The sequence below is a fragment of the Cryptosporangium arvum DSM 44712 genome (genome assembly GCF_000585375.1).
GTDB lineage: Bacteria > Actinomycetota > Actinomycetes > Mycobacteriales > Cryptosporangiaceae > Cryptosporangium > Cryptosporangium arvum.
Genome location: NZ_KK073874.1, coordinates 1,710,108 through 1,732,736, shown reverse-complemented (window position 1 = coordinate 1,732,736; position 22,629 = coordinate 1,710,108). Strand labels below are relative to the sequence as shown.

Annotated in this window: 24 protein-coding genes and 1 riboswitch; of the genes, 14 read left to right on the top strand and 10 right to left on the bottom strand. The window is 72.6% G+C overall.

The genetic code is table 11. From position 1 onward, the window contains the following. Positions 1-55 precede the first annotated feature (55 nt). The gene (locus tag CRYAR_RS08010; RefSeq protein ID WP_035849486.1) at positions 56-2,308 is read right to left on the bottom strand and encodes an MMPL family transporter; all 2,253 of its coding nucleotides are present in this window, start codon (positions 2,306-2,308) and stop codon (positions 56-58) included. Positions 2,309-2,535: 227 nt separating this feature from the next. On the opposite strand from CRYAR_RS08010, the gene CRYAR_RS08005 reads away from it, so the two are divergent. The 8 genes from CRYAR_RS08005 (at position 2,536) to CRYAR_RS07970 (ending at position 10,526) form a co-directional block, all read left to right on the top strand. Then, positions 2,536-3,075 carry a hypothetical protein gene (locus CRYAR_RS08005; protein ID WP_035849484.1) on the top strand — a complete coding sequence of 180 codons (540 nt, stop codon included), beginning with the start codon at positions 2,536-2,538 and terminating at the stop codon, positions 3,073-3,075. Beyond that, a complete protein-coding gene (locus tag CRYAR_RS08000; RefSeq protein ID WP_035849483.1) occupies positions 3,072-4,304 on the top strand; it encodes a hypothetical protein in 1,233 nt (410 codons plus the stop codon). The genes CRYAR_RS08005 and CRYAR_RS08000 overlap by 4 nt, the downstream gene beginning before the upstream one ends. Positions 4,305-4,314: 10 nt before the next feature. Then, positions 4,315-4,494, top strand: a riboswitch (cobalamin riboswitch). A gap of 58 nt (positions 4,495-4,552) precedes the next feature. After that, the gene (locus CRYAR_RS07995; protein WP_035849481.1) at positions 4,553-5,533 is read left to right on the top strand and encodes an ABC transporter substrate-binding protein; all 981 of its coding nucleotides are present in this window, start codon (positions 4,553-4,555) and stop codon (positions 5,531-5,533) included. Continuing rightward, complete coding sequence (locus CRYAR_RS07990) at positions 5,534-6,538, top strand: FecCD family ABC transporter permease (protein WP_035849480.1); 1,005 nt, start codon at positions 5,534-5,536, stop codon at positions 6,536-6,538. Beyond that, positions 6,535-7,302: an ABC transporter ATP-binding protein gene (locus CRYAR_RS07985; RefSeq protein WP_035849479.1), complete on the top strand. Its 768-nt coding sequence runs from the start codon at positions 6,535-6,537 to the stop codon at positions 7,300-7,302. The genes CRYAR_RS07990 and CRYAR_RS07985 overlap by 4 nt, the downstream gene beginning before the upstream one ends. 58 nt (positions 7,303-7,360) lie before the next feature. After that, positions 7,361-7,918, top strand: coding sequence for a hypothetical protein (locus CRYAR_RS07980; protein ID WP_157017494.1), 558 nt, complete (start codon positions 7,361-7,363; stop codon positions 7,916-7,918). A 168-nt stretch (positions 7,919-8,086) separates the two neighbouring features. Then, complete coding sequence (locus CRYAR_RS07975; RefSeq protein WP_084700241.1) at positions 8,087-9,571, top strand: PepSY-associated TM helix domain-containing protein; 1,485 nt, start codon at positions 8,087-8,089, stop codon at positions 9,569-9,571. A 49-nt stretch (positions 9,572-9,620) separates the two neighbouring features. Then, the gene (locus tag CRYAR_RS07970; RefSeq protein ID WP_035849478.1) at positions 9,621-10,526 is read left to right on the top strand and encodes an ion transporter; all 906 of its coding nucleotides are present in this window, start codon (positions 9,621-9,623) and stop codon (positions 10,524-10,526) included. Here CRYAR_RS07970 and CRYAR_RS45045 read toward each other — a convergent pair. The 3 genes from CRYAR_RS45045 to CRYAR_RS07955 form a co-directional block, all read right to left on the bottom strand. Then, positions 10,408-11,253: a phosphatase PAP2 family protein gene (locus CRYAR_RS45045; protein WP_084700239.1), complete on the bottom strand. Its 846-nt coding sequence runs from the start codon at positions 11,251-11,253 to the stop codon at positions 10,408-10,410. The genes CRYAR_RS07970 and CRYAR_RS45045 overlap by 119 nt on opposite strands. Positions 11,254-11,316: 63 nt before the next feature. Continuing rightward, positions 11,317-11,982, bottom strand: a complete 666-nt coding sequence (locus tag CRYAR_RS07960; protein WP_063725678.1) for a nucleoside/nucleotide kinase family protein — start codon at positions 11,980-11,982, stop codon at positions 11,317-11,319. Then, positions 11,979-12,599 carry a TetR/AcrR family transcriptional regulator gene (locus CRYAR_RS07955; RefSeq protein WP_035849477.1) on the bottom strand — a complete coding sequence of 207 codons (621 nt, stop codon included), beginning with the start codon at positions 12,597-12,599 and terminating at the stop codon, positions 11,979-11,981. Before CRYAR_RS07955 ends, CRYAR_RS07960 begins: the two co-directional genes overlap by 4 nt. Before the next feature lie 70 nt (positions 12,600-12,669). On the opposite strand from CRYAR_RS07955, the gene CRYAR_RS07950 reads away from it, so the two are divergent. Genes CRYAR_RS07950 through CRYAR_RS07940 form a run of 3 tightly spaced genes read left to right on the top strand, consistent with a single transcriptional unit; the run spans position 12,670 to position 15,421 of the window. Continuing rightward, complete coding sequence (locus tag CRYAR_RS07950) at positions 12,670-14,082, top strand: serine hydrolase domain-containing protein (protein WP_169745011.1); 1,413 nt, start codon at positions 12,670-12,672, stop codon at positions 14,080-14,082. Continuing rightward, positions 14,079-14,630: a SigE family RNA polymerase sigma factor gene (locus CRYAR_RS07945; RefSeq protein ID WP_211247325.1), complete on the top strand. Its 552-nt coding sequence runs from the start codon at positions 14,079-14,081 to the stop codon at positions 14,628-14,630. The genes CRYAR_RS07950 and CRYAR_RS07945 overlap by 4 nt, the downstream gene beginning before the upstream one ends. Further along, complete coding sequence (locus tag CRYAR_RS07940; RefSeq protein WP_035849475.1) at positions 14,627-15,421, top strand: hypothetical protein; 795 nt, start codon at positions 14,627-14,629, stop codon at positions 15,419-15,421. Before CRYAR_RS07945 ends, CRYAR_RS07940 begins: the two co-directional genes overlap by 4 nt. On the opposite strand, the gene CRYAR_RS45040 is transcribed toward CRYAR_RS07940, so the two are convergent. Continuing rightward, on the bottom strand, positions 15,318-15,785 hold the full coding sequence (locus CRYAR_RS45040; RefSeq protein ID WP_157017492.1) for a hypothetical protein: 468 nt from the start codon (positions 15,783-15,785) through the stop codon (positions 15,318-15,320). The genes CRYAR_RS07940 and CRYAR_RS45040 overlap by 104 nt on opposite strands. Positions 15,786-15,792: 7 nt before the next feature. Next, positions 15,793-16,185, bottom strand: coding sequence for a PGPGW domain-containing protein (locus tag CRYAR_RS07935; protein ID WP_035849473.1), 393 nt, complete (start codon positions 16,183-16,185; stop codon positions 15,793-15,795). Positions 16,186-16,249: 64 nt separating this feature from the next. Here CRYAR_RS07935 and CRYAR_RS07930 point away from each other — a divergent pair, with 64 nt between their 5' ends. Together CRYAR_RS07930 and CRYAR_RS07925 are read left to right on the top strand one after the other, a co-directional pair. Further along, the gene (locus tag CRYAR_RS07930) at positions 16,250-16,675 is read left to right on the top strand and encodes a hypothetical protein (protein ID WP_051569909.1); all 426 of its coding nucleotides are present in this window, start codon (positions 16,250-16,252) and stop codon (positions 16,673-16,675) included. A 48-nt stretch (positions 16,676-16,723) separates the two neighbouring features. Next, entirely contained in the window at positions 16,724-17,566 is an 843-nt protein-coding gene (locus tag CRYAR_RS07925) for a helix-turn-helix transcriptional regulator (protein WP_035849472.1), read from the top strand. Here CRYAR_RS07925 and CRYAR_RS07920 read toward each other — a convergent pair. From CRYAR_RS07920 to CRYAR_RS07905, 4 genes are all read right to left on the bottom strand, one after another. Next, positions 17,563-19,011, bottom strand: a complete 1,449-nt coding sequence (locus CRYAR_RS07920) for a GGDEF domain-containing protein (protein WP_157017490.1) — start codon at positions 19,009-19,011, stop codon at positions 17,563-17,565. The genes CRYAR_RS07925 and CRYAR_RS07920 overlap by 4 nt on opposite strands. A gap of 46 nt (positions 19,012-19,057) precedes the next feature. Then, positions 19,058-20,767, bottom strand: a complete 1,710-nt coding sequence (locus CRYAR_RS07915) for a putative bifunctional diguanylate cyclase/phosphodiesterase (RefSeq protein ID WP_157017482.1) — start codon at positions 20,765-20,767, stop codon at positions 19,058-19,060. A gap of 152 nt (positions 20,768-20,919) precedes the next feature. Beyond that, complete coding sequence (locus tag CRYAR_RS07910) at positions 20,920-21,807, bottom strand: hypothetical protein (RefSeq protein WP_035849471.1); 888 nt, start codon at positions 21,805-21,807, stop codon at positions 20,920-20,922. Further along, positions 21,804-22,139 (bottom strand): PadR family transcriptional regulator, encoded by a 336-nt coding sequence (locus CRYAR_RS07905; RefSeq protein ID WP_084700232.1) that lies wholly within the window; start codon positions 22,137-22,139, stop codon positions 21,804-21,806. Before CRYAR_RS07905 ends, CRYAR_RS07910 begins: the two co-directional genes overlap by 4 nt. A 69-nt stretch (positions 22,140-22,208) precedes the next feature. Here CRYAR_RS07905 and CRYAR_RS07900 point away from each other — a divergent pair, with 69 nt between their 5' ends. Beyond that, on the top strand, positions 22,209-22,625 hold the full coding sequence (locus CRYAR_RS07900) for a nucleoside deaminase (protein ID WP_051569906.1): 417 nt from the start codon (positions 22,209-22,211) through the stop codon (positions 22,623-22,625). The last annotated feature ends 4 nt before the right edge of the window (positions 22,626-22,629 follow it).

The window sequence follows — 22,629 nt, the reverse complement described above, 5'->3', positions numbered from 1 at the left end:
GCAATCGATTCATTCGTTCTCTCGAGCAGCGCGAACATCGCGCTCGTCGGATTTGTTACCGGGACACGGATTCGAGTTCCCGCTCCGGGGTCTCGGCGAGGTGCTCACGGAGCTTCTCGCCTTCGATGTCGACGTTCGGCAGCGCCCGGTCGAGCCAGCGCGGAAGCCACCAGGCCGCCCGCCCGAACAGCGAGATCACCGCGGGCACGATCGTCATCCGGACGATGAACGCGTCGACCGCGACGCCGAGCGCCAGCGCGAAGCCGACCGACTTGATCGTCGGGTCGTCGATCAGCACGAACCCGGCGAACACGCTGGTCATGATCAGCGCGGCCGCCGTGACCACCCGGGCGCCGTGGCCCATGCCGCTGACCACAGCCTCCTGCGCGCCCTCGCCGTGGACGAAGTCCTCACGCATCCGCGAGACGAGGAACACCTCGTAGTCCATGGCCAGGCCGAACAGGATGCCGATCAGCAGGATCGGCAGGAAGCTCACCAGCGGCCCCGGCGTCGAGACGCCGACCAGGCCCGCCAGGTGCCCCTCCTGGAAGATCCACACCGTGATGCCGAACGTCGTCCCGACCGTGAGCAGGAAGCCCGCCGCGGCCTTGAGCGGCACCAGGATCGACCGGAACACCAGCATCAACAGCAGAACCGAGAGTCCGACGACGAGCGCGAGGTAGATCGGCAGCGCGTCGGAGAGCTTCTCGGAGACGTCGATGCCGATCGCGGTCTGGCCGGTCAGCGAGACGTCGGCACCCTCGATACCGGCCGTGCGGTCGCGGACGTCGTGCACGAGCGTCTCGGTGCCGGCCGCGGTGGGGCCGTCCTTCGGGATGATGCCGAGCAGCGCGGTCCGCTTGTCCGGGCTGAAGTTCGGCGGCGCGACCGCGACCAGGTTCGGCGTGCCGGCCAGCGCCTGGTTCACCTTCTGCACGGCGGCGCCGGTCTGCTCCGGGGTGTCGGCCGCGACGACGAGCGCGAGGCGTCCGTTGAAGCCGGGCCCGAAGCCCTCGCTGATCAGGTCCGCGGCCGCGCGGGCCGGCGTGCCCTCGGCGGCCTGGCTCGGGTCGGGCAGGCCGAGGCGCATGTCCTTGGCCGGGATGGCCAGCAGGCCCAGCCCGAGGATGCCGACGATGATGACCGGGACACGCAGCTTGATGACGAGCCGTGCCCAGCGGAACCCGAACGCTTCCCTGGTGGTGCCCTCGTGCTTGCCGGGCCCCTCGCTGTCCTTCTCGGCGACCTCGTCCGAGGCGTGCCGGGGCTCCGCTCCGGTCTCGGCCGCGAGCTCGGCGCGGGCCTTGCGGGACAGCACGCGCAGCTTGGCGAAACCGAGCAGCGCGGGCAGCAGGGTCACCGCGACCAGCACCGCGACCGCGACCGTGCCGGCGGCGGCCAGGCCCATCGCGGTGAGGAACGGGATGTTGACGACCGAGAGGCCGGCCAGCGCGATGACGACCGTGATACCGGCGAACACGACCGCCGACCCGGCCGTGCCGACCGACCGGCCCGCGGCCTCCTCGGGGTCGAGCCCGTCGGCCAGGTGCTGGCGGTGCCGTGAGGTGATGAACAGCGAGTAGTCGATGCCGACGGCCAGGCCCAGCATCAGCGCGAGGATCGGCGCCGTGCTGTTCAGCTCGATCACGCTGGTCAGCGCGAACAGGCCGGCCATTCCGGCGCCGACGCCGATCAACGCGTTGAGCATCGTCATGCCGGCGGCGACGAGCGAGCCGAACGTCACCAGCAGGACGAGCAGCGCGACGACGACGCCGATGGCCTCCGTGCCGCCGACCTCCGGCGGGGAGCTCATCACCTCGCCGCCGTGCTCGACCTGCAGCCCCGAGTCCAGCGCGGCCCGGCCGGACTTCTCGTACGCGGTGCGCTCGTCCTCGGTGATCTCGTCGGCGCGGTTCTCGAACTGCACCTGGATCAGCGCGTACCGGGCGTCGGGCGTCAGCGCCCTGGCGCTGTAGGGGTCGACCGCGGCGACGACGCCGGGCAGCGACGCGGCTTCCTTCACCAGGCCGGTGACCGCGGCCGCGAACGACGGGTCGGTGAGCTTCTTGCCTTCCGGCGCGGCCACCACGATCGTTCCGGTGGCGCCGCTCGCGGCCGGGAACTCACGGGCCAGCGCATCGAGCGCGCGCTGCGATTCGGTGCCCGGTAACGCGAAGTCGTTCGTGGTCGCGCCCTTGAACGCGACGGCGGCGCCCCCCAGTGCGACGAGCACCACGAGCCAGAGAGCGACCACCAGATTGCGACGGCGGAACGAACCGCGGCCGAGTCGGTACAGCAGGGTTGCCAATGTGGATCCTCGGTCGGAACGGAGACGACACCAAGTCAGATGGTGCCTCCCGATCGGAGCATCCGCTAGCCGAGCGGCTAGTTGTGTGAGGTTTGACTCACACGATCCAGTAAGTCCACGGCCGCGCGGCCGGCCCACGCGCCCCCGAAGAGGGGCCAACTACTGTCGATCCGAAGGGAATCACTCTCCGTATATCCGGTAACCGATCCCGGCCCGGAGGAAGTCCCATGTCGAGCACCGTCAGATCTCGGACCGGCCGCGCCGCCGCAGGGTTCGCGCTCGTCGCGGCGGGAGCGCTGGCCACCGGCTGCGGCGGCGACTCGTCGCCGTACGTGCCGGACCCGGCCTACGCGACCACCGCGGCTCCGGCGCCACCGACCCCCGTCGACGAGACCGAGACGGCACCGGTCACGGCGCTGGACGTGCTCCTCGGCGTCTGGAGCCGCTCGACCGACACGATGGAGGTGGCCATCCGCTTCCTCCCGGACGGCACCTACCGCAGCGTCGAGGTCTACTCACCGGTCGAGTCCGGCGGTGTCTACACGCTCCAGCGTGTCGAGGACGGCGTCGCGCAGGTGAACAGCGCCGCGCTCCGGCTGGTGGGCCGGACGGCGACCGTCTCCCGGCGGGCCACCGACGACTCCGGCGGTGACTACGACCGGTCGACCCCCACCCGGACCGGCTCGTACACCTGGCAGGTCGACGGCGACGAGCTGCACCTCACGGACGCGGGTGGCGTCGACGCGGTCTTCACGAGACAGCGGTGAGGACCCCGTACCGGTGGCTCGGCGGCCTCCGGGGAATCGCGCAGCTCGCCGGGCTCGTCGTGGCGGCCGCGCTGGCCGGCCAGGCCACCGTGACCTACAGCGCGGCGAACGACGGGTGGCAGGGGTCGGTCCGGCAGGAGGTCGCCCGATCGTCGGCCATCCAGGAGCAGGTCCGCGCGGTCTACGGCGACGAGGCGCCCAAGGCGTTGCGCATCGTCGTGGACGAACGCCTCGCCACCGAGCTCGACCGGCTCAGCGCCGACAACCCGCTCGCCGCCACCCAGCGCGACACCGCCCGGGCCACCGCGGACAGCCTGCGCGCGGCGAACCGCAAGTACTTCCCGGCGACGCTCCCGGCCGATCGGCAGTACACCACCGACGACGGCGGCGCGGACGTCGTCGCCCGGCTGCGCGTCCTGCGCCGGTCCGAGCTCGACGAGCAGCGGGCCGCGGGAGAGCCGATTCCCGATCCGGCGTCCGCGCTCCGGGACGGTGACGCCGCGGGCGCCGACGGTCTCCGGTACGCGCTGGGCGCCGTGGGGGCGAGCCTCCTGGCCGCGCTGCTGGCCGCGGTCCACTACCGGGCCCGCCACCGGCGCCGCCAGCAGGAGGTCGCCGAACTCGTCGAACAGCCGCGTCAGTCGGCCGCGGGGCGGCACCGGCAGGTCACCGTGGTGATCCTGACGCTGTGGGCGGTGGGCGCCGTCCTCCCCCTGGCTCAACTCGTGTTCGGAGCCGAGGAGCAGCGTTCCCAGGCCACCGCCGCCCGGCTGGCCGCGGTGCTGACCACGGACATCGCGGCGAGCACCGCGCGCACCGAGTTCCTGACCCAGGGGCGGCAGGTCGCCCAGGAGGTGGGGGTGCGGGCCCGCGCCCGGGAACTGAGCGCGGAGTCCGCCACGCCGTCGGAGGCCGCCGACCGACGCGCGGTCGCGGCGGCCGAGGAGCGGGCGTCCGCGGCGCTCGACCGCATCGCCGCGTCGATGGCGCGTACGCCACGCGCGGACGATCAGCTGGACCAGCGGATGGCGACCGCGCTCACCAGCGACGAGGCGGACTGGACGACGCTCATCGACGCGCAGAACGACCAGGCCGACCGGGCCGGCGACTGGGGCGACCGGTCCAACCGGATGGTGTGGGGAATCGTGCTGATCACCGGCTTCGCGACGCTGTTCGGCGTCGCGGAGTGGCGCTACGAGAACGTCACCAGGGCGAGCACCGGGCGCTGAAAGGCCTGCGTGTTACGGTCGGGACGCCAGTCAACCCACGAGGTGGGTCAGGGAACCCGGTGCGAATCCGGGACTGACGCGCAGCGGTGAGGGGGACGGCCGCGGTACAGGCCACTGGGCTCCCTGCCTGGGAAGGCGCCGCGGCCGGTCGAACCCGAGTCCGAAGACCTGCTGGCGACCGGCGTCCACCAGGGCGGCGGATCGGCTACGGGCCTCGCGATCGGGTCCGCGATCTCTCGAGGTACCGCATGCGGTTACGTCATGGGCTCGTCGCGAGCCTGCTCCTCCTCACCGGCTGCGGCGGGGCCGCCGGGTCCACCGCCCCGGACTCCGGTTACCCGATCAGCGTGACGAACTGCGACCGCTCGGTGAGCGTCGGCAAACGCATCGAGAGAGCCGTGTCGATCAGCCAGCCGGCCAGCGAGCTGCTGCTCTCGCTCGGGCTCGAGGACCGGATGGCCGGGACCGCCTCGTGGAGCGACCCGGTGCTGCCCGCCCTGGCCACGGCCAACGCGAAGGTGCCGCGGATCGCCAAGGACTTCCCGTCGTTCGAGCGGCTGCTCGAAGACGAGCCGGACTTCGTCTACACCACGTTCGCCTACACGTACACGGCCGAGGGCGTCGCCGATCGCGCGAGGTTCGACCAGGTGAAGATCCCGACGTACCTCTCGTCGAGCGAGTGCACCGGGCAGGACGCCACCCAGACCCGCGCGCTGACGATCGACGACCTCTACCGGGAGATCACCGACCTGGCGACGCTGTTCGACGTGCCGGACCGCGGCACCGCGCTGGTGGACTCGCTGAAGAAGCGGATGGCGACCGCGGTGGACGCGCGTGACGTCAGCCTGGCGTGGTGGTACTCGAGCACGAAGGCGCCGTACATCGCCGGGTGCTGCGGCACTCCGGGCCTGGTCACCGCGGCCGTCGGAGCGAAGAACGCGTTCGCCGACGGGAAGCAGCTCTGGCCCGAGACCGGCTGGGAGAGCATCCTCGACCGCGATCCGGACGTGCTCGTGCTGGCCGACCTGACCCGCGGCGACGACGGCGACAGCGCCGCCGCGAAGATCGCGTTCCTGGAGTCCGACCCGGTCGCGCGCCGGCTCACCGCGGTGAAGAACAAGCGGTACGTCGTCCTGTCCGGCTCGGACATGGACCCGGGCGTGCGCACCGTGCAGGCCGTGGAGAAGGTGTCGGCGGGCCTGACGAAGCTGGGGTACGGGACCGAGTAGATGGCGCGGCTCGGGCTCGGCGCGCTTATCGGGGTGAGCGTCCTCGTGGTGTCGGTCGCGGTGGCGATCACGATCGGACCGGCGGACCTCTCGGTCCGTGACGTGTTCGCCGTGGTCACCGAGCATCTGGGCGGGCCGCCGTCCAGGCTCTCGACGATCCGGGACGCGATCGTCTGGGATCTGCGCCTGCCCCGGACGCTGCTCGCCGCGGTGTGCGGCGCCGGGCTCGCGCTCTGCGGCGCGGTGCTCCAGGCGCTGCTGCGCAACCCGCTCGCCGATCCGTACGTGCTCGGCATCTCGTCCGGGGCGTCGACCGGCGCGGTGCTCGTCCTCGTGCTGGGCGTCGGCGCCGGGAGCGTGGGCCTCGGCCTCGGGGCGTTCCTCGGCGCGGTGGTCGCGTTCGCGCTGGTGCTCGCGCTGGCCCGGATCGCCGGCGGCACGACCGACCGGCTGATCCTCGCCGGTGTCGCCGGCACCCAGCTGTTCGCGGCGGTCACGTCGTTCGTCGTGATCTCCTCGGCCGACGCCCGGCAGACCCGGGGCGTGCTGTTCTGGCTGCTCGGTTCGCTCAGTGGCGCCGGCTGGGGTGACGTGGTGCTGTGCGCGGCCGTGCTCGCGGTGGGGTTCGCGGTCTGCGCCGGCCTGGCCCTGTCGCTCGACGCGTTCGCGTTCGGCGCCGACGCCGCGGCCGCGCTCGGCGTCCCCGTCGTGGTGGTCAGAGCGGTTCTGCTGGGCGTGACCGCGCTGCTGACCGCGGTGCTGGTGAGCGCCGCCGGCGCGATCGGGTTCGTCGGGCTGGTGCTGCCGCACGCCGCCAGGGCCCTCGTCGGCCCGGCGCACCGGCGGTTGCTGCCGGCCACGGCGCTGGTCGGCGCGATCTTCCTGGTCTGGGTCGACACGTTGGGGCGCACGCTGCTGGAGCCGCAGGAGATACCCGTCGGCGTGGTGACCGCGCTGATCGGGGTGCCCGCGTTCGCGGTGGTGCTGGGGCGGAGGGTGCGGTGAGCCTGCGTGCCGAGAGCGTGAGCTGGGCCGCCGGGGGGCGGCTGATCGTCGACGCGGTCGACCTGGACGCCGCGCCGGGCAGCACGGTGGGCCTGCTCGGCCCGAACGGATCGGGGAAATCGACGCTGCTGCGGGTGCTCGCCGGGCTCCGGCGGCCGTCCGCCGGGGTGGTGACGCTCGACGACGCGCCGCTGTCGTCGCTGGGGCGGCGGGGTCTCGCGCGGCGGCTGGCCGTGGTGGAGCAGCACGCGGTGACCGACGTCGACCTGACCGTGCGTGACGTGATCGCGCTCGGGCGGGTACCGCACCGGCGTGGTCTCTCCGCCCCGTCGGCCGCGGACTCGGCGGCGGTACTGACGGCGGCCGCGCGGACCGGGTTGACCACGCACCTCGACCAGGAGTGGCGCACGCTCTCCGGCGGGGAGCGCCAACGGGCGCAGATCGCCCGGGCGCTGGCGCAGGAGCCGCGGGAGTTGCTGCTCGACGAACCGACGAACCACCTGGACATCGGACACCAGCTGGAGCTGTTGGCGCTGGTGTGCGCGTTGCCGGTGACGTCGGTGGTGGCGCTGCACGACTTGAACCTCGCCGCGATGTTCTGCGATTCGGTGGTGCTGCTGCACCGGGGGCGCGCGGTGGCCGCCGGTACCCCGGCGCAGGTGTTGACGCGGGAGACGATCCGGGAGGTGTACGGGGTGTCGGCCCTGGTGTCCACCGGCGCCGACGGCCGGCCCACCATCCACTTCGCCCGCCCTCCTGGTTGAACCGGTCGCGGGCGCGGCTCGTCGGAGGGGTGTGGGCCGGCGTGACATGATCTCGGGCATGACAGGGCCGGGGCTGCTGCGTGAAGCGCGTGCGCTGGTGTTCGTGCTCGTCTGCCTGAGTCTCTCGGTCGCGTTGCACAGCTGGGCGCACGGTGAGGTTCCGCCGCTGCTCGCCGTGCTGGCCGGTGGTGGCCTCGTGCTGTCGGTGGCGCTGCCGCTGACCGGACGTCAGCGTGGGCTCCCGACGATCGCCGCCGCCCTGGCCGTCACCCAGCTGGGGCTGCACCTGGTGTTCTCGATGATGCCGACCCAGCACGTCATGGTTCCGGCCCACGGCCCCGGCACGATGATCGCCGGGCACGTCGTGGCCGGTGGCCTGGCGGCGCTCTGGCTGCACGCCGGTGAGGTCGCGGTCTGGCGCCTGGTGCGTCGTCTGGCCCAGCGCCTGCCCGCGCTCGGGGTGTTGTTCGCGCTCGCGGCGCTGCGGATTCCCGCGCCCGCGCCGCGCCGGTTCCGCCCGCGCACGGCCGAGCTCGCGGCCCCGCCGCCCGAGCCGACCTGGCTGCGCAGCGCCACCCGCCGCGGCCCACCCGCGCTTCTCCTCGCCCCGCGCTGACCACAGCGCGCGCCGCGGCGCGTCGCGCCGTGCCACGGCCCCGTTCCGTGCCGCAGCCCCGTTCCGGGGCCGCTCACTCGACTTCCCGCTGACCCCAGGTCGGCGGTTCCTTCGCCTTCTCCGGTGGACGCCACGTCGCGTCCCACCGCGCTTACTCGTGGAGTTCTCATGACCATCAACGCCGATCCCCCACGTGACGACGTGAAATCCACCGCGCTCGCCGACCCACCGGTGGAGGTGCCGGCGCCCGCGGTGAAGCGCCCGGCCCGGTGGGCGCTGCTGCGCCGGCTGCACTTCTACGCCGGTGTCTTCGTCGCGCCGTTCCTGTTCATCGCCGCGCTGACCGGGCTGGCCTACACGCTGGCCCCGCAGCTCAACGACGTCGTCTACGGCCACGAGCTCTACGTCGACCGGGTCGGCGACACGACGGTGCCGCTCGCCGATCAGGTGGCCGCCGCCCGGAAAGCGCATCCCGACGGCACGCTGAGCACGGTCTCGGTCCTCGACGACCCCGAGGCCACGACGCAGATCGCGTTCTCGGTGCCGGAGCTCAGCGCGGACGAGAAGGTGCACACCGTCTACGTCGACCCGTACACCGGCGAGGTCCGCGGCCAGCTCACCACCTGGTACAACGCGACGCCGCTGCAGACCTGGCTGGACGGCTTCCACCGCACGCTCAACCTGGGCGACACCGGGCGGATGTACTCCGAGCTCGCCGCCTCCTGGCTGTGGGTGATCTCGCTCGGCGGTCTCGTGCTCTGGATCGGTCGCAAGCGGGCGTACCGGGGTGAGCGGGCGGCGCGGCGCCGGGCCCTGATGCCGGATCTCACCGCGAAGGGTGTGCGCCGGACCCGCGGCTGGCACGCGTCGATCGGCGTCTGGATCGTCGTCGGGCTGCTGTTCCTGTCCGCGACCGGGCTGACCTGGTCGCAGTACGCCGGCGCCCGGTTCGGCGCCGCGCTCGACGCCGTCCAGGGCCACGCGCCCGCGCTGAACACCGCGCTCGGCGAGAGCGACGCGGCCCCGGCCGGTGGCCACCACGGTGGCGGCGCCCCGACCGGCGAGCGCGAGACCGACCTCCCGGCGGGCCGGACGCTCGAGGAGGTCCTCGCCGCCGCCGGCCCGATGGACGGCCGGCGTGACATCACGATCCCGGCCGACGCGGGCACGGCGTACAGCGTCGCGCAGGACAAGCCGAACTGGCCGGTGAGCTTCGACCAGGTCGCGGTGGACCCGGTGTCCGGCGAGGTCACCGAGCGGGTCGCGTACGCGGAGTGGCCGTTCCTGGCCAAGCTGACGAAGATCGGCATCCGCGCGCACATGGGCGAGCTGTTCGGTGTCGTCAACCAGGTGCTGCTCGCGGCGCTCGCGCTCGGCCTGCTGTGCGTGATCGTCTGGGGTTACCGGATGTGGTGGCAGCGACGTCCCACCCGCGCCGACCGGAAAGCGCCGCTGGGCTCCGCGCCGCCGCGCGGTGGCTGGCGGACGCTCCCCCGATGGTTCCTGGTCGTCGGAATCCCGGTGACGCTGTTCGTCGCCTGGGCGATGCCGCTGCTGGGCGTCACCCTCGGTGCGTTCCTGGTGTTCGACCTCCTGGTCGGCGCGTTCCGCTGGGCCCTGCGGACCCCAGCCCCGAACCTCACCGAGCGCTGACATAGGGTCCGATCTCGACACACGATCGGGTGAGGAGACCGCGACCAGCATGATCCGGATAGTGCTGCGTCGGCTCGCCGGGTCGTGCCGGGAGGTGGTCGCGGCGCCGTGGTTCAACCTGGCCGGGTTCGTCGTGATCATGGTGAACGCGGTCGCGCTCGGGTTGGAGACGTACGACCCGGTCGTGTCGGCCGCGGGCCCGCTCCTGCACGCCGTGGAGTACGCGTGCGTCCTCGGGTTCGCGGCCGAGCTGGCGGTCCGGTTCGGCGCGCACCTGGAGGCGCCGAGCCGGTTCTTCCGGGACCGCTGGAACCTGTTCGACCTGGTGATCGTCGCGGCGCCGCTGCTGCCCGGCGTGCGCGAGAACGTGACGCTGCTGCGCCTGCTGCGGCTGGCCCGGATCGTGCGGACGTTCCGCCTGTTCCCGAGCCTGCGCGTCATCCTGGTGGGGATCCGGCGGAGCCTGCCGGGGCTGGCCAGCTTCCTGCTCGTCACGGTGCTGGTGCTCTACGGGTACGCGATGCTCGGGTGGATGATGTTCGGTGAGGCCTACCCGGAGCGGTTCGGCACCGTCGGCCAGGCCATGTTGACGCTGTTCCTGCTGCTCTCGCTGGACGGCATCACCGACACCCTCGAAGCCGGGCGCGAGGTGACGTCGTGGGCGGTGCTGTACTACGTCTCGTACATGGTCGCCGCGTGTTATCTGCTGACGAACCTGCTGGTGGGGCTGGTGCTCACCGCGTTGCAGGAAGCGCACGAGGACGAGCGCGACGCGAAACTCGTCGTGGGGTCACCGGAGCATTCGGTGCGTGAGCAGCTCGCCCAGATGCGCGCGCTCATCGACGCGCTGGAGCGTCAGCTTCCACCGGCTCGGCCGGCTCCGGTGCGGGTCGGCGGCGCCGGATCAGCGGAACGATCGGTGAGCTCGGAAGCCGCACCGCGAGAGCTACCGTGATCAGCCAGGTCGCGCCGAGCACCCAGCCGGCCAGCACGTCGGTGGGGTAGTGCACGCCGAGGTAGATCCGGGAGAGCCCGATCGCCAGGGCCAGCGGCACGGCCGCGACCCAGATCGTCGCCCGGATCGTGTTGCTGGTGACGGCCTTGGAGACGAGCCACGCGACCGTGCACAGCACCACGAGCGAACTGGCCGAGTGACCGGACGGGAACGAGAACCCGTCCTCGGTGACCGCCCGCAGCAGCGGATCCGGGCGGTCCCGCGCGACCAGGGCCTTGATGCCGGTGACGAGCAGCGCACCGCCCCCGCCGGAGACCGCCGCGAGCGCGACCGGGCGCCACGAGCGCAGCCGGACCGCGATCACGATCGCGACCGCGATGAGCAGCAGCGTGAGACCGGCCTTGCCGCCGATGTCGGTGAGCGCGATGACGAGCGAGTTCGCCCAGCCGGTGCGGTGGGAGGCCACCCACTCGACGATCGGCCGGTCGAACCGGGTGAGGTCGTCGTTCTCCCGGACGCCGTCGAGGAGCGCCAGGAAGACGTTTATCAACGCCACCGCCACGGCCGCGCCGGCCACCAGCACGATCACGCTCTGGGCCGTGCGGCCGGGCGCGGGGAGCACGCCGACGAGCCGCCGGGTCGCCGGCCGGCTCGCCATCACGACCCCGAACGCGATCACGACCGCCACCACCGCCAGCGCCACGCTGACTACCGCACTCCAGCCCATCGCACCTCCCCGTCACCCGTCTGACGCCTGGGCTTCCCCAGAAGTTTCCCGGAGTGACGGGGCTCAACCCGGCATTCGCTCCACGAAGGGCCTATCCGGGTCGTTGTGGTCGACAACGATCGAGGCTCGCTCGCGCGGCCGCTGCTCGTCCAGGTAGATGCGGCAGGCCGCCGTGTAGCGCCCCGCGAAAGCGGCCCTCGCCTTCTCCGGCCCACCGAGCCGCGCCGCGTCCCTGGCCACGCCGCGCCCGGTCGCGGTCTCCACGTCGGCGTGCAGGTAGACGACCTCGTCCCAGTGCGCACGCAGGGCGTCGCGCTGCAGGAATGTCGCGTCGAACAGTACGACCGCGTCGGGCGGGCAGGGCGCGGTGTCGCCCACGACGACCTCGTCCGTCGCCATGTCGTGCACCCGGCGCGCGTACACCCGCGAGCCGCCGGGGCCGAGTGGGACGAGCACGTCCGTGACCAGCGCGTCGAAGTCGTACGCGTCCTCGTAGTAGCCGCGGGCGGAGTCGCGTCCCTGCCGGTAGCGGCGTTCACGCACGTGGTGGAACCCGTCGGAGTCCACCAGGACGACCGGCCGGCCCGTTTCGGCCAGGGCCGCCCGTAACTCGCGGGCGAACGTCGACTTGCCCACGCCGCAGATCCCGTCGACGCCCACACGCAGCGGGTGGCTCCGGTGTCGCGTCGCGAGGTAACCGGCGATCGTCGTCAGCACGTGGTGTCTCATGCGCGGGGATGATGGCACGGGCCGGGGAACAGGCGGTGGATGTGGTCGGCCAGTGCCGTCTGCGCCGCCGACCGTTCGGGGTCGAAGTACAGGAGCTGGGCGAGCCCGTCGACGTGGGCGAGGAGCAGCGCGGCCTCGTCGGCCTCGTTCACCGCCGCGACGACCTCACCGCAGAGTTTGCCGTTGCTGATCGCCTGCGCCAGCACCCCTTCGAGGTGGGCGTTGCTGGCCCGCAGCGCCTCGGCCAGCCGCGGGTTCTCGACCGCCCGCCCGGCGAACGCCTGCAGCACCCGGCGCTCCCGGCGGCGGCGCTCGTCGAGCGGCAGCATCTCGCGCAGCGCCGGAACCAGGATGTGCTCGATCCGCGCTCCGGCCTGACCGGCCTGCTCGGCGTCGTGCATGGTCCGCCGCTCGACGCGTTCGCGCAGCACCGTGAACGTGTGCAGCAGCATGTCGTCCTTGGTGGCGAAGTAGTGCTGCACGAGGCCGACGGAGATGCCGGCCGTGGCGGCCGTGCGCGCGACCGTGACGCCGTCGTAGCCGTCGTCGGCGATCAGTTGCTCCACCGCCTCGGCGACCTGACGCCGGCGCGCTTCGTGATCGGCAACCCTTGGCACGGGATAACCATATCGCGGTACGGTATGCATCGCGAATAACCGTATGGCGATACGATCACGGAGCAAGGGGATGCGTCTTCTTCTGTTAGTGCTGGTCCTGTTGGTGGTCGGGGCCGGTCCGGCCGCCGCGGCCGCGTCCGATCCGACCGACGACTACATGCGCCGGTATCAATCCGAGCACCGGCTACCGGGCCTGGCCTTCGCGGTCGTCCGCGGCGACGAGGTGGTGCACAGCCGCACCTGGGGCACCGACGGCGACGGCGACGCGGTCACCGCCGACACCCCGTTCCTACTGGGCTCGGTGTCCAAGCCGTTCACCGCGCTGGCGGTGATGCAGCTGGTGGAGAGCGGCCGGGTGGACCTCGACGCGCCGGTACGCACCTACCTGCCGGAGTTCCCGGCCGGCATCTCGGTCCGGCAGCTGCTCACCCACACCAGCGGGCTGGCGCAGTGGGCGCTGCGCACCGACCGCTTCGGGTCCGACGCCGACGAGCTGGGCCGCGCCGTCCGCGAGCTCGAACCCGGCCACGCGCCCGGCGAGCACGAGTACAGCGACGCGAACTACCTGGCCGCGGCGGCCGTCGTCGAGGCGGTGACCGGCCGGTCCTTCGGCGACCACCTCCACACCGCCGTCCTCGACCCGCTCGCCATGGATCACGCCGTCGCCACCACCGCCGACGCCGTGTCGCTCCCCGCCGGCCACCGCCTCTACTTCGGCCATCCCCGCCGCTTCGACCCGGCCTACGACCCCTCCGGAGTCGCCTACGGCTACCTCGGTGCGGACCTCGGCGACGTCACCCACTTCGTCACCGCCCAACTGCGCGGCGGACGCTACGGGAGCACGCAGCTGCTCTCACCGGCCGGGATCGCGCTGACGCAGAAGGGCGTCGCCGACTTCGGCGCGGGGCGCTACGGGCTCGGGTGGCGGGAGAGCGAACTCGACGGCGACCGGATCGCCTGGCACGCCGGCGCGACGCCCGGGTACTTCAGCCACGTCGTCCTGGTGCCCGGCTCGGATCTCGGCGTGGTGGTGCTGGCCAACGCCTACTCCCCCACGGTCGACGGCGAGCTGGCCGCGGCCGCGTTCGACCTGGCCCGGATCGCCGCCGGGGCGACGCCGACCGGCTCGGACCCCGATCCGCTCTTCGCCGCCGCGACGATCGCTCCGCTCGTCGTCGCGTTCGTCCTGGTGGTGCTCCTGGCCTGGTCGCTCCGCCCGCACCGGCCGCGGCGCCGCTCGGTGGTGCGGCTGATCGCGTGGTTGCTCCCGTGCGGGGCGCTCGTCGCGATCGCGGCCTGGGGCTTCCCCGCCGCGATGGGCGTCGACCTGAGCCAGACCCGGCTGTGGACGCCCGACATCGGGCTCGCGCTCGTCGCGGTGATCGTGCTCGCCGGGGCCCTGGCGGTGGCCCGCGTCGTCCGCTTCGGAATTCCCGCCCGGCCCGACAACGCGCGTCCCACCGCCGACGTCCTTGGAGGGTGACGGGAAGGGAACACGTGCTACGTCACCGAGAAAATCACTACGAAGGCCTCGACGCACTGATCGCCACCCGCAGTGACGCGCTGCTGGCCACCGCGGGGCTCCTCGCCGGTGGCCGGGAAGCGGGCCAGGACCTGCTGCAGGCGGCGATCGAGAAGATGATGCGCCAGTGGCACCGGATCGAGGGCGACCGGGAGGCCTACCTCCGCCGGATCCTCTACCACCTGGCGGTGGACAGCTGGAGACGGCGGCGGCGCCGGCCCGAGGTGCTCACCGACCTCGCTCCGGCGGTGGCGCAGCCCGACGGCGCCGGGGCGCTGACCCTGCGCCTCGCGCTGGTGCAGGCGCTGGGCGAGCTGACGCCCCGGCAGCGCGCCGTGCTGGTGCTGCGCTACTTCGAAGGGCTCAGCGAGGTCGAGATCGCCGGGGCGCTCGGCTGTTCCACCGGAACCGTCAAATCCACCGCCGCGCGCGGTCTGAAGAACCTGCGTGCGCACACCGCCTCCTGGCCTCTCGAGGACGCGCCGGAACCGAAAGGAGCACACCGATGACCAGTCCGCTCGAAGACCACCTCGCGGCCGGGATGCGTGAGGTCGCCGCCGGCTACCACGTCGACCGGGACCTGATCGCCGGAGCGCGCACGGCCCAGCGCCGACGGACGCGACACCGCCGGGCCGTCGTGTCGGCGGCCGCGGTGGCCGTGCTGGCCATCGGCGGAGCCGGTTACGCGCTGGCCGAGCCGGGCGGCTCGTCGACGGACCGGCTGACCAGCGCCGCCCCGCCGCTCGACCGCACGCTGCGCACCAAGGGGCCCTACATCCTGCACATCACCACGTACTCCGACGGCGAGCAGGGCGAACAGAAGACCGAGATCTGGCGCGACCCGGTCACCGACGACCAGGTCGAGATCGACGGCGGAGGGCCGGGCATCGACATCGGCTACAACATGCGCACGTCGATGACCGCGATCTGCGTCGACCGCAACGAGCGCACCTGGTGGTCCTGCCGCCCGGAGCAGAATTCGATCCCGCTGGCCACCCCGGAGAACATGCGGGCCTGGCTGAAGACCGAGACGACGTTGCGCGCGGTCGGCCGGGAGACGATCAACGGGGTGGACACCGTCCACCTCGCGAAGCCCCGCACCGCAGGTCGAGCGTTCGACGTCTGGGTGACGGCGGACACCGACGTCCTGGTCCGGCAGCGCTCGTCGGGAGAGTACGAACCCGGCTCGGGCGTCGTCACGATCCAGACCGACTACGAGTGGTTCGATCGCACTCCCGAGGCCCGCGCCCGGGTGACGCTGTCCCCGCCCTCCGACTGGCCTTCCCGGCCACCCAGGTAGGCGCACGCCACGCCACGATCACCGATCCCACGGCGAGCACGCTGATCACCCCCTGGGCGATCCGCGGCACGATCCCGCCGTCGGTGACGACGTACGTGGCGTGGGCGTTCGCCGCAGCATCAGTGACCAGCACGAACGCCGCGAGGTACAGCCCGGACGCGCGGCGGGCCAACACCAGGCCCGCCGCCAGCGGATCCAGCACGGTCAGCGCCGTGAAGTACGCGGCGAGCCATCCCGGCGCCCAGCCGTAAGGCGGCCACCCGCCGGTGGCCAGCTGCACCACGTGCACGACCCCGCCGTACAGCATCACCGCGACGAGCACGAACACCGGCACCCGGATGCGCCGGGGAACGTCACGCCACACGCAGTGCCTACGCCTTGGCCTGCGAGCGCACCCGGCGGTAGCTCCACACCAGCAGGCCGAGGACGACCAGCCCGGACAGGATCAGGCTCGTCCCGGTGCTCCACCCACTGAGCGGCAGCGAGTCCACGACCCCCCACACCACCCCGGCGCCGATCATGAACAGGCCGAACACCACCGTCCCCGCGATCCGCCAGGGCGAGGACACGCTCTCGTCCGCCGCTCGCATCGCCTGCCTGCGCACCGGCTCGACGTGCCGCTCCAGCCCGGGGAACTCCGACGCGAGAACGATCAGCCCGGCGAGCACGAGCAGCAGGCCCGGGCCGGGCAGCACCAACAGAGCCACGCCGACGAGGAGCAGAACCGCTCCGACCACGGCGACCACAATGCGCTTCACTGCCACAGTTACCCAGGCTAAACCGGTCACGCCAGTGAACCGAGCAGCTGCGGCTCACGTCAATCGGGTCATGGGACGGATACATCGCGACGCGCTGGCGGTGGCTCTGGTCTGCGGCGTGCTGGCCGGGTGTTCCGGCGAGGATCCGAAACCGGCCTCGTCGCCGTCACCGAGCGTGTCACCACCGGTCACCGGCACCGTCGAGCAGATCGCTTCACACCTGGACTGCACCCCCGAGATCCGCATCCAGGCCAAGGAACTGCGCCAGGGCATGTGCGGCACCGAAGGCGCCCTGTTCGCCGTGACGACGTTCCCGGCGGACAAGTTCCGGGACGTGTGGCTCTACGAGGCCGCCGGCTTCGGCGGGTGGTACGTCGTCGGCCCGGGGTGGACGGTCTCCGCCAGCACGAAACCCGAGGCCGCGAGCCGTCAGAAGAAGCTCGGCGGTTCGCTCGTGGACGGCTCGGTGGTGCCGAAGGCCCGGCCGTCGTCGTAGGTCTGACGGGGCCAGGCTGACCCGCGCGCGGTGGCGCAGACTGGTCGCGTGGACTCGTGGGAATTCGGCCGGACGGTGCGCCGCCGGCGTGACCGCGTCGCACCCGGGGACGTCGGCCTGCGGGCCACCGGACGCCGCCGGGCCAGTGGCCTGCGCCGCGAGGAGCTCGCCGGCCTCGCCGGCATCTCCGCCGACTACCTGACCCGCCTGGAACAGGGGCGGGCGACGTCGCCGTCGGCTCAGGTCGTCGAGGCCCTCGCCCGGGCGCTGCGCGTCTCCGACGCCGAGCGCGCGTTGCTGTACGAACTGGCCGGGCACGCGTCGCCGGGGCGTGACCTGGTGCCCTCGCGGCTGGCCCCGAGCGTGCAGCGGCTGCTCGACCGGCTCTCGACCACCCCGGTCGTGGTGTACGACGCGACCTGGACGCTCGTCGTCGCGAACGCCCCGTACGAGGCGTTGATGGGCGACACGTCGAGCTGGCGCGGGATCGAACGCAACGCGGTGTGGCGGCACCTGGCCGGGTCGGGGAACCGGACCGTGCACACGGCCGAGGAGGAGGCCGACGTGCAGGCCGGCCTGATCGCCGACCTGCGGCTGACGTTCGCCCGCTACCCGGCGGACCGTGCGCTGGCCCGCCTGGTCGAGGATCTGGGCGCGCTGAGCCCCCGGTTCGTCGAGCTGTGGGAATCCGGTTCGTCGAACGCCGGGCGCGAACCGACGCGGCAGAAGGTGATCGACCATCCGGCGGTCGGGGAGATCACGCTCGACTGCGACACGCTCGTCGTCGCCACCGACGAACTGCGCATCATGGTCTACACCGCCGAACCGGGCACCTCCGACGCCGAGCGCCTCGACCTGGCGATCGTGCTGGGCACCCAGTCCCTGGCCTAGGCGTCCTGGAGTGACCGGCGGGCGGTCTTCTGGCGGTACATGTCGGCGTCGGCCGCGGCGAGCAGCCCGTCGACGTCGGGGTGCTCCAGGTCGTCGGCCGCGGCCACGCCGATGCTGACGCCCACCGTGAGCCGCTCGCCGTCCATCACGACCGGCGCGACGGTGAGCGCCTGGAGCCGCCCGGCCATCGCGCCCGCCTCCGCCGGCGTCTCGACGCAGTCGGAGAGCACCACGAACTCGTCCCCGCCGAGGCGGGCCGCCACGTCGCCGTGCCGGAGCACCCCGGTGAGCCGGCGCGCGAACTCGACCAGCACGACGTCACCGGCGGCGTGGCCGTACCGGTCGTTGATCTGCTTGAAGCCGTTGAGGTCCAGGTAGAAGAGCACCGGCCCGTAGGCGTCGCGCGGGGCCGACAGCGACAGGTCGAGCACGGTGCGCAGAGCCGGCCGGTTGGCCAGGCCGGTCAGCTGATCGTGGTGGGCCTGGTGGGCGAGTTCGGCCCGGATCGCCTCCTGCCCGCGCACGACGAGCACGAACCGCACCAGCACGAGCGAGGTCAGCAGGACGATCGACACGACCAGGGAGGCGCGGCTGACCACGCCGGTGAAGCTGTTGAGACCGGCGAACAACGGCATCGTGACCAGCGGGATCCCGAGGAAGACCACTCGGGCCGGGTGCAGTTTCTGGTGCTCGGCCGGAGCGGGTTCGGCGATCTTCGCCGCGTTCGGGTGCACGACCGCCGACACGAACAGGCTGTTGGCCACCAGCAGCACACCGTCGAGCCGATCGGCCTGGACGGCCCGGGTCAGGTCCTCGAACACCGCGGGCAGCATCGAAATGAGAACGTCCCCGAGCAGCGTCAGGGTGAGCGCGCCGACGACGAAGCGGGTCGGTCCGCCCCTCGAGCCGGGCGCCAGGACGAGGATCGCGACGACGGCGAACAGCACGACGTCGCCCAGCGGGTAGAGCGCGCCGACGACCACCGGCAGCGCGAGCCGCTGGTTCTCGGCGGCCGGGAGGATCACGAACTGCCAGCACAGCCAGGCCATGACGGTGGCCAGCGTCATCGCGTCGAGCAGGCCCTCGCGCAGCCGCCCGGACGTGCGCAGCCGCACCAGGTGCACCAGCCCGATCGCCAGCAGCGGATACCCGCTGACCCAGAAGACGTCGGACGCGCTCACCTCGCCGGGTGGCCCGACGAATCGGCTCAGCGCGTCGTAGAGCAGGTCACCGGCCAGCCAGACGCTGAGCGCGCCGAGGATGAGGCCGTAGCCGGTGCGGGCGGGGCCGGAGATCGTGCGCAGACGCACCCAGCCGAGGGCGACGAACGAGGCGAAGCCGAGCAGGTAGCAGCCGTGTGCCCAGGCGTTGCCCGGCGCGATCGCCGAAGGCACGCCGCACGCGGCGGCGAACAGGGGCACGAGCCACCCGGGGACACGTCTCACACGCTGCTCATCGGCGCCGATCGAGCCCGGCGAAGACAAAACGACGTCAGTGGCTCACCCGGTCGGTGACGGGAAGATCCGGGCGGTCGACGGCGGGGCGGCCGAGAGCCGCGCGGATCGCCGCGCTGTCGCCGGGGCGTCCGTGGAGCCAGCCCTGCACCTCGTCGACCCCGTGGCGCGCGAGCACAGTCGCCTGGTGCTCCTCCTCGACGCCTTCGGCGACCGTGCGTAGCCCGAGCGCCGCCGCCAGCGCCGTGATCGCGGCGACCAGCGGCGCCGACGTGGCCTCCGGCGCGATCGCGGCGACGAACGACCTGTCGATCTTCAGGATGTCCGCCGGTAGCCGGTCGAGCCGGCTCAGCGACGACCACCCGGTACCGAAGTCGTCCACCGCGATCCGGATCCCGAGCGCGCGGAGCCGCCGCAGCGTCTCGAGCGCGACCGGCGAGTCGGCTTCGAGCATGCTCTCGGTGACTTCCAGGACCAGGCGTCCCGGTGGGAGACCGGTCGTCATCAGCGTCGTCGTGACCTGGTCGTAGTAGCCGGGCTGGTGCAGCTCGCGGCCGGAAACGTTCACCGTGATCTTGCCGGGGACGGCCCACGCCGCGGCCTCCCGGCCGGCGGTCTCCAGCACGAACCGGCCGAGTTCGACGATGAAGCCGCTGCGTTCGGCCCGGGGGATGAAGTCGACCGGCGACACCGGAGCACCGTCGGCCCTGACCCACCGGAGCAGCGCCTCGGCCCCGGTGGTCCGCCCGGAGCCCAGGTCGACGATCGGCTGGTAGACGACGGTGAACTCACCCGCGGACAGCGCGGCGGCCATCTCGGCCCAGTTGTCGGCGGCACCGTCCGCGCTGCAGAAGACGCGGCTGCCCCCGGCCCGGCGGGCCTCCTCGAGCGCGGCCTCCGCCCGTCCCGACAGCGTGACCGGCGTGTCGTCGAGGCACCGGCCGGCGATACCGGCCGAGAACTCCCTCGGGAACCGTTCCAGCAGTTCGGACGCCTGCGAGACGGAGAGCGGCAGCAGCAGCGCGAAGCGATCGCCGCCGTAGCGGGCCAGCACCCCGTCGGACCCGACGAGCGCCGCCCACTCCTGCGCGACCAGGTGCATCAGCTGGTCCCCGGCCGCTCTCCCCCGCTGCTCGTTGACCGCGGCGAAGTCGTCCAGGTCCAGGAACGCGAGGCTCAACGGGCGATCGATGCGTGCCGCCCGGTCGAGCGCGGACGCCAGCGCCCGCTCGAACCCGCGGCGATCCGGCAGACCGGTGAGATCGTCGGTCTCCGCGCGGGCCGCGGCACGGACCAGCCAGCCGAGGATCACCGCGAGGATGACGTTCTGCACGGACATCGCGACCGCCGCCATCCACGGCATCGCGTCCCAGGCCAGCTTCGCCCCGATCAACGCCACCACCGAGAGGACCTGCAGGCTCCAGGCGGCCACCCAGGTGAAGAACGCGAACGCGAAGATCGTCACGAGAATCAGCAGGGACGCCAGCGCCATCGCGAGCAGGCTCTCCCGCTCGGCCCGGATTCCCAGCGTGATCACGCCGATCGGGGCGAGCGCCAGCAGGTGGTAGCAGGTTTCCGGCAGCCGGTGCCCGCGGACCGCGACGATCCCCAGGCCGCACCCCAGCGCGATCGCGACCAGTGACAACGCGAGCACGTAAACGTCGCCGTCGCTGTCCTGCTGCAGCACGGCCGAGAACAGCCCGATGACGCCACCGGCCAGGTACGCCGCTCCCGCGATGGCCGCCATCGCGGGTCCGGTGGCGATCACCGGACGCCGAAAGCGACTGGCGTTCAGTCGGCCGCGCAGTCCGTCGAGCACGCCCCTCCCCGGCTCGGAGGATCCTCGTCATAGCCCCATCGGCCGGGCGCGGGCTGATCGAAGAGTTACCGGGACGGATCCTAGAGGCGAGCCTGGCGCCGGACGGCGATCGCGGAGACCGAGAGCAACACGGTGGGAACGAGCGCGGTGAGCGCCATCGTGACCGCGAGCCCGGTCAGGTTCCCGCTGGCACCCCCGGCGGTGAAAACCGCGAGCACGATCGGCCAGAGCAGGGCTTCGGCGAGGAAGAACAGCCCCACGGCCAGCGTGACGCGCTCGTCGACGACGGCCCAGAACAGCGCGACGAACCAGACGGCGACGAACGCGCCGAAGCCCACGATCCCGGCCACGGCGGGGACGACGTCCTCCCCGATCCGGTCGGCGGCGACGAGCAGCGCGGGCGCGGAGAGGGCGTACCTGAGCAGCCCGGAGACCGGAGGCGGGGCCGTCCGGACCGCCGGTAGCAGCAGCAGCGCCGCGAACAGGTAGCGGAAGAAGCCGGCCTCGAGAGCGGTGTCGGTCAGCCAGGTCCCCAACCCCACCAGGAACGCGACGGAGGTGACGCCGAGCGCGATCCGGTGGCGCCCCAGCACCGCGGCGGCCAGCGCGAGCAGCCCCACCGGCGCCGCGACCAGCTCGGGCAGGCTCTGCTCGATCAGCCACCAGCCGTGCGGAAGGCCGTACGCGAGGGTGATGCCGGCCCGGACGGGCGCGGTGGTGATCGCGTAGACCAGCACCATCAGCGCGGCGACGCGCGACGCGGCCACCCAGGTGCCCCCGGCGGTCCGGCGGTCCGACCCGGCGTGGGCACGCAGCGCGCCCAGCAGGAGCGCCGGGAGCTCCCGGCGCTTCGGGCGGGCGGACGCCTCCAGGAGCGTCGCCAGGAGTTCGGGGCCGCGCTCGCGCCGGTAGGCCTTCGGGTAGAGCCGGAGGACGCGCGCGTAGCGCCGCTCGAGGTCGCCGCTCATGCGAGACCGGTCGCCGGGCGCAGCGTCATCCGGTCGGTCACGACCTTGGCCGCGTTGGCCAGGTGGGCGGCCTCGGCCCGGAGTGCCGCCAGGCCGTCCGGCGTGACCTCGTAGTAGCGCCGGGCCCGGCCGTTGACGATCTCCTCACGCACCACGCCGACGAACCCCTCCGCGGTGAGGCGGTCCAGCGCGGAGTAGAGCGTGCCGGTGGCCAACGTGACCCGCCCCTGGGACAGCACCTCGACCTGCTTGATGATCGCGTAGCCGTAGCGGGGCTCGTCCTGGAGCGCGGCGAGGATGAAGTACGTGGGTTCACGCATACGGTCAGGCATGCCGTCACAATATGCCGACGAACTACATATGTAAACGTCCGACTTCCAGCGACTGGTAACAAGGTCCGCATGGATCCGAAACTGCTGGGTCGAGCGGTCGACCTCGCCACCCAGAACGCCGCCTCCGGACAACTTCCGTTCGGCGCCCTGCTGGTCCGTGACGGCGAAGTGCTGGCCACCGGCGTCAACACCGTGCTCCGCGACCTGGACCCCGCCGCGCACGCCGAGGTGGAAGCCGTGCGGGCGGCCTGCCGGAACCTCGGCACGCTCGACCTGCGCGGCGCGGAGATCTACTCCAGCTGCGAGCCCTGCCCGATGTGCTGCCGGGCGGCGCAAGCCACCGGAATCGCGGTCATCTGGTACGCCGCGCAGGCCACCGACATCCCCGACCTGGGCTACCCGGTGCCCGCGCCGGACGTGTTCGAGGCGCGCCACGCCACCCACGCCGAGGCCACCGCGCCGTTCGCGCGCTACCTGAACGGCTGACCGC

Coding starts and splice junctions, on each gene's coding strand:
- CRYAR_RS07940 (WP_035849475.1), top strand. CDS start 14,627: ATGACCAGTCCGCTCGAAGACCACCTCGCGGCCGGGATGCGTGAGGTC.
- CRYAR_RS07980 (WP_157017494.1), top strand. CDS start 7,361: ATGACAGGGCCGGGGCTGCTGCGTGAAGCGCGTGCGCTGGTGTTCGTG.
- CRYAR_RS07975 (WP_084700241.1), top strand. CDS start 8,087: ATGACCATCAACGCCGATCCCCCACGTGACGACGTGAAATCCACCGCG.
- CRYAR_RS07970 (WP_035849478.1), top strand. CDS start 9,621: ATGATCCGGATAGTGCTGCGTCGGCTCGCCGGGTCGTGCCGGGAGGTG.
- CRYAR_RS45045 (WP_084700239.1), bottom strand. CDS start 11,253: ATGGGCTGGAGTGCGGTAGTCAGCGTGGCGCTGGCGGTGGTGGCGGTC.
- CRYAR_RS07995 (WP_035849481.1), top strand. CDS start 4,553: ATGCGGTTACGTCATGGGCTCGTCGCGAGCCTGCTCCTCCTCACCGGC.
- CRYAR_RS07990 (WP_035849480.1), top strand. CDS start 5,534: ATGGCGCGGCTCGGGCTCGGCGCGCTTATCGGGGTGAGCGTCCTCGTG.
- CRYAR_RS07950 (WP_169745011.1), top strand. CDS start 12,670: ATGCGTCTTCTTCTGTTAGTGCTGGTCCTGTTGGTGGTCGGGGCCGGT.
- CRYAR_RS07930 (WP_051569909.1), top strand. CDS start 16,250: ATGGGACGGATACATCGCGACGCGCTGGCGGTGGCTCTGGTCTGCGGC.
- CRYAR_RS07960 (WP_063725678.1), bottom strand. CDS start 11,982: ATGAGACACCACGTGCTGACGACGATCGCCGGTTACCTCGCGACGCGA.
- CRYAR_RS07915 (WP_157017482.1), bottom strand. CDS start 20,767: ATGGCGGCCATCGCGGGAGCGGCGTACCTGGCCGGTGGCGTCATCGGG.
- CRYAR_RS07905 (WP_084700232.1), bottom strand. CDS start 22,139: ATGCCTGACCGTATGCGTGAACCCACGTACTTCATCCTCGCCGCGCTC.
- CRYAR_RS07910 (WP_035849471.1), bottom strand. CDS start 21,807: ATGAGCGGCGACCTCGAGCGGCGCTACGCGCGCGTCCTCCGGCTCTAC.
- CRYAR_RS07900 (WP_051569906.1), top strand. CDS start 22,209: ATGGATCCGAAACTGCTGGGTCGAGCGGTCGACCTCGCCACCCAGAAC.
- CRYAR_RS08005 (WP_035849484.1), top strand. CDS start 2,536: ATGTCGAGCACCGTCAGATCTCGGACCGGCCGCGCCGCCGCAGGGTTC.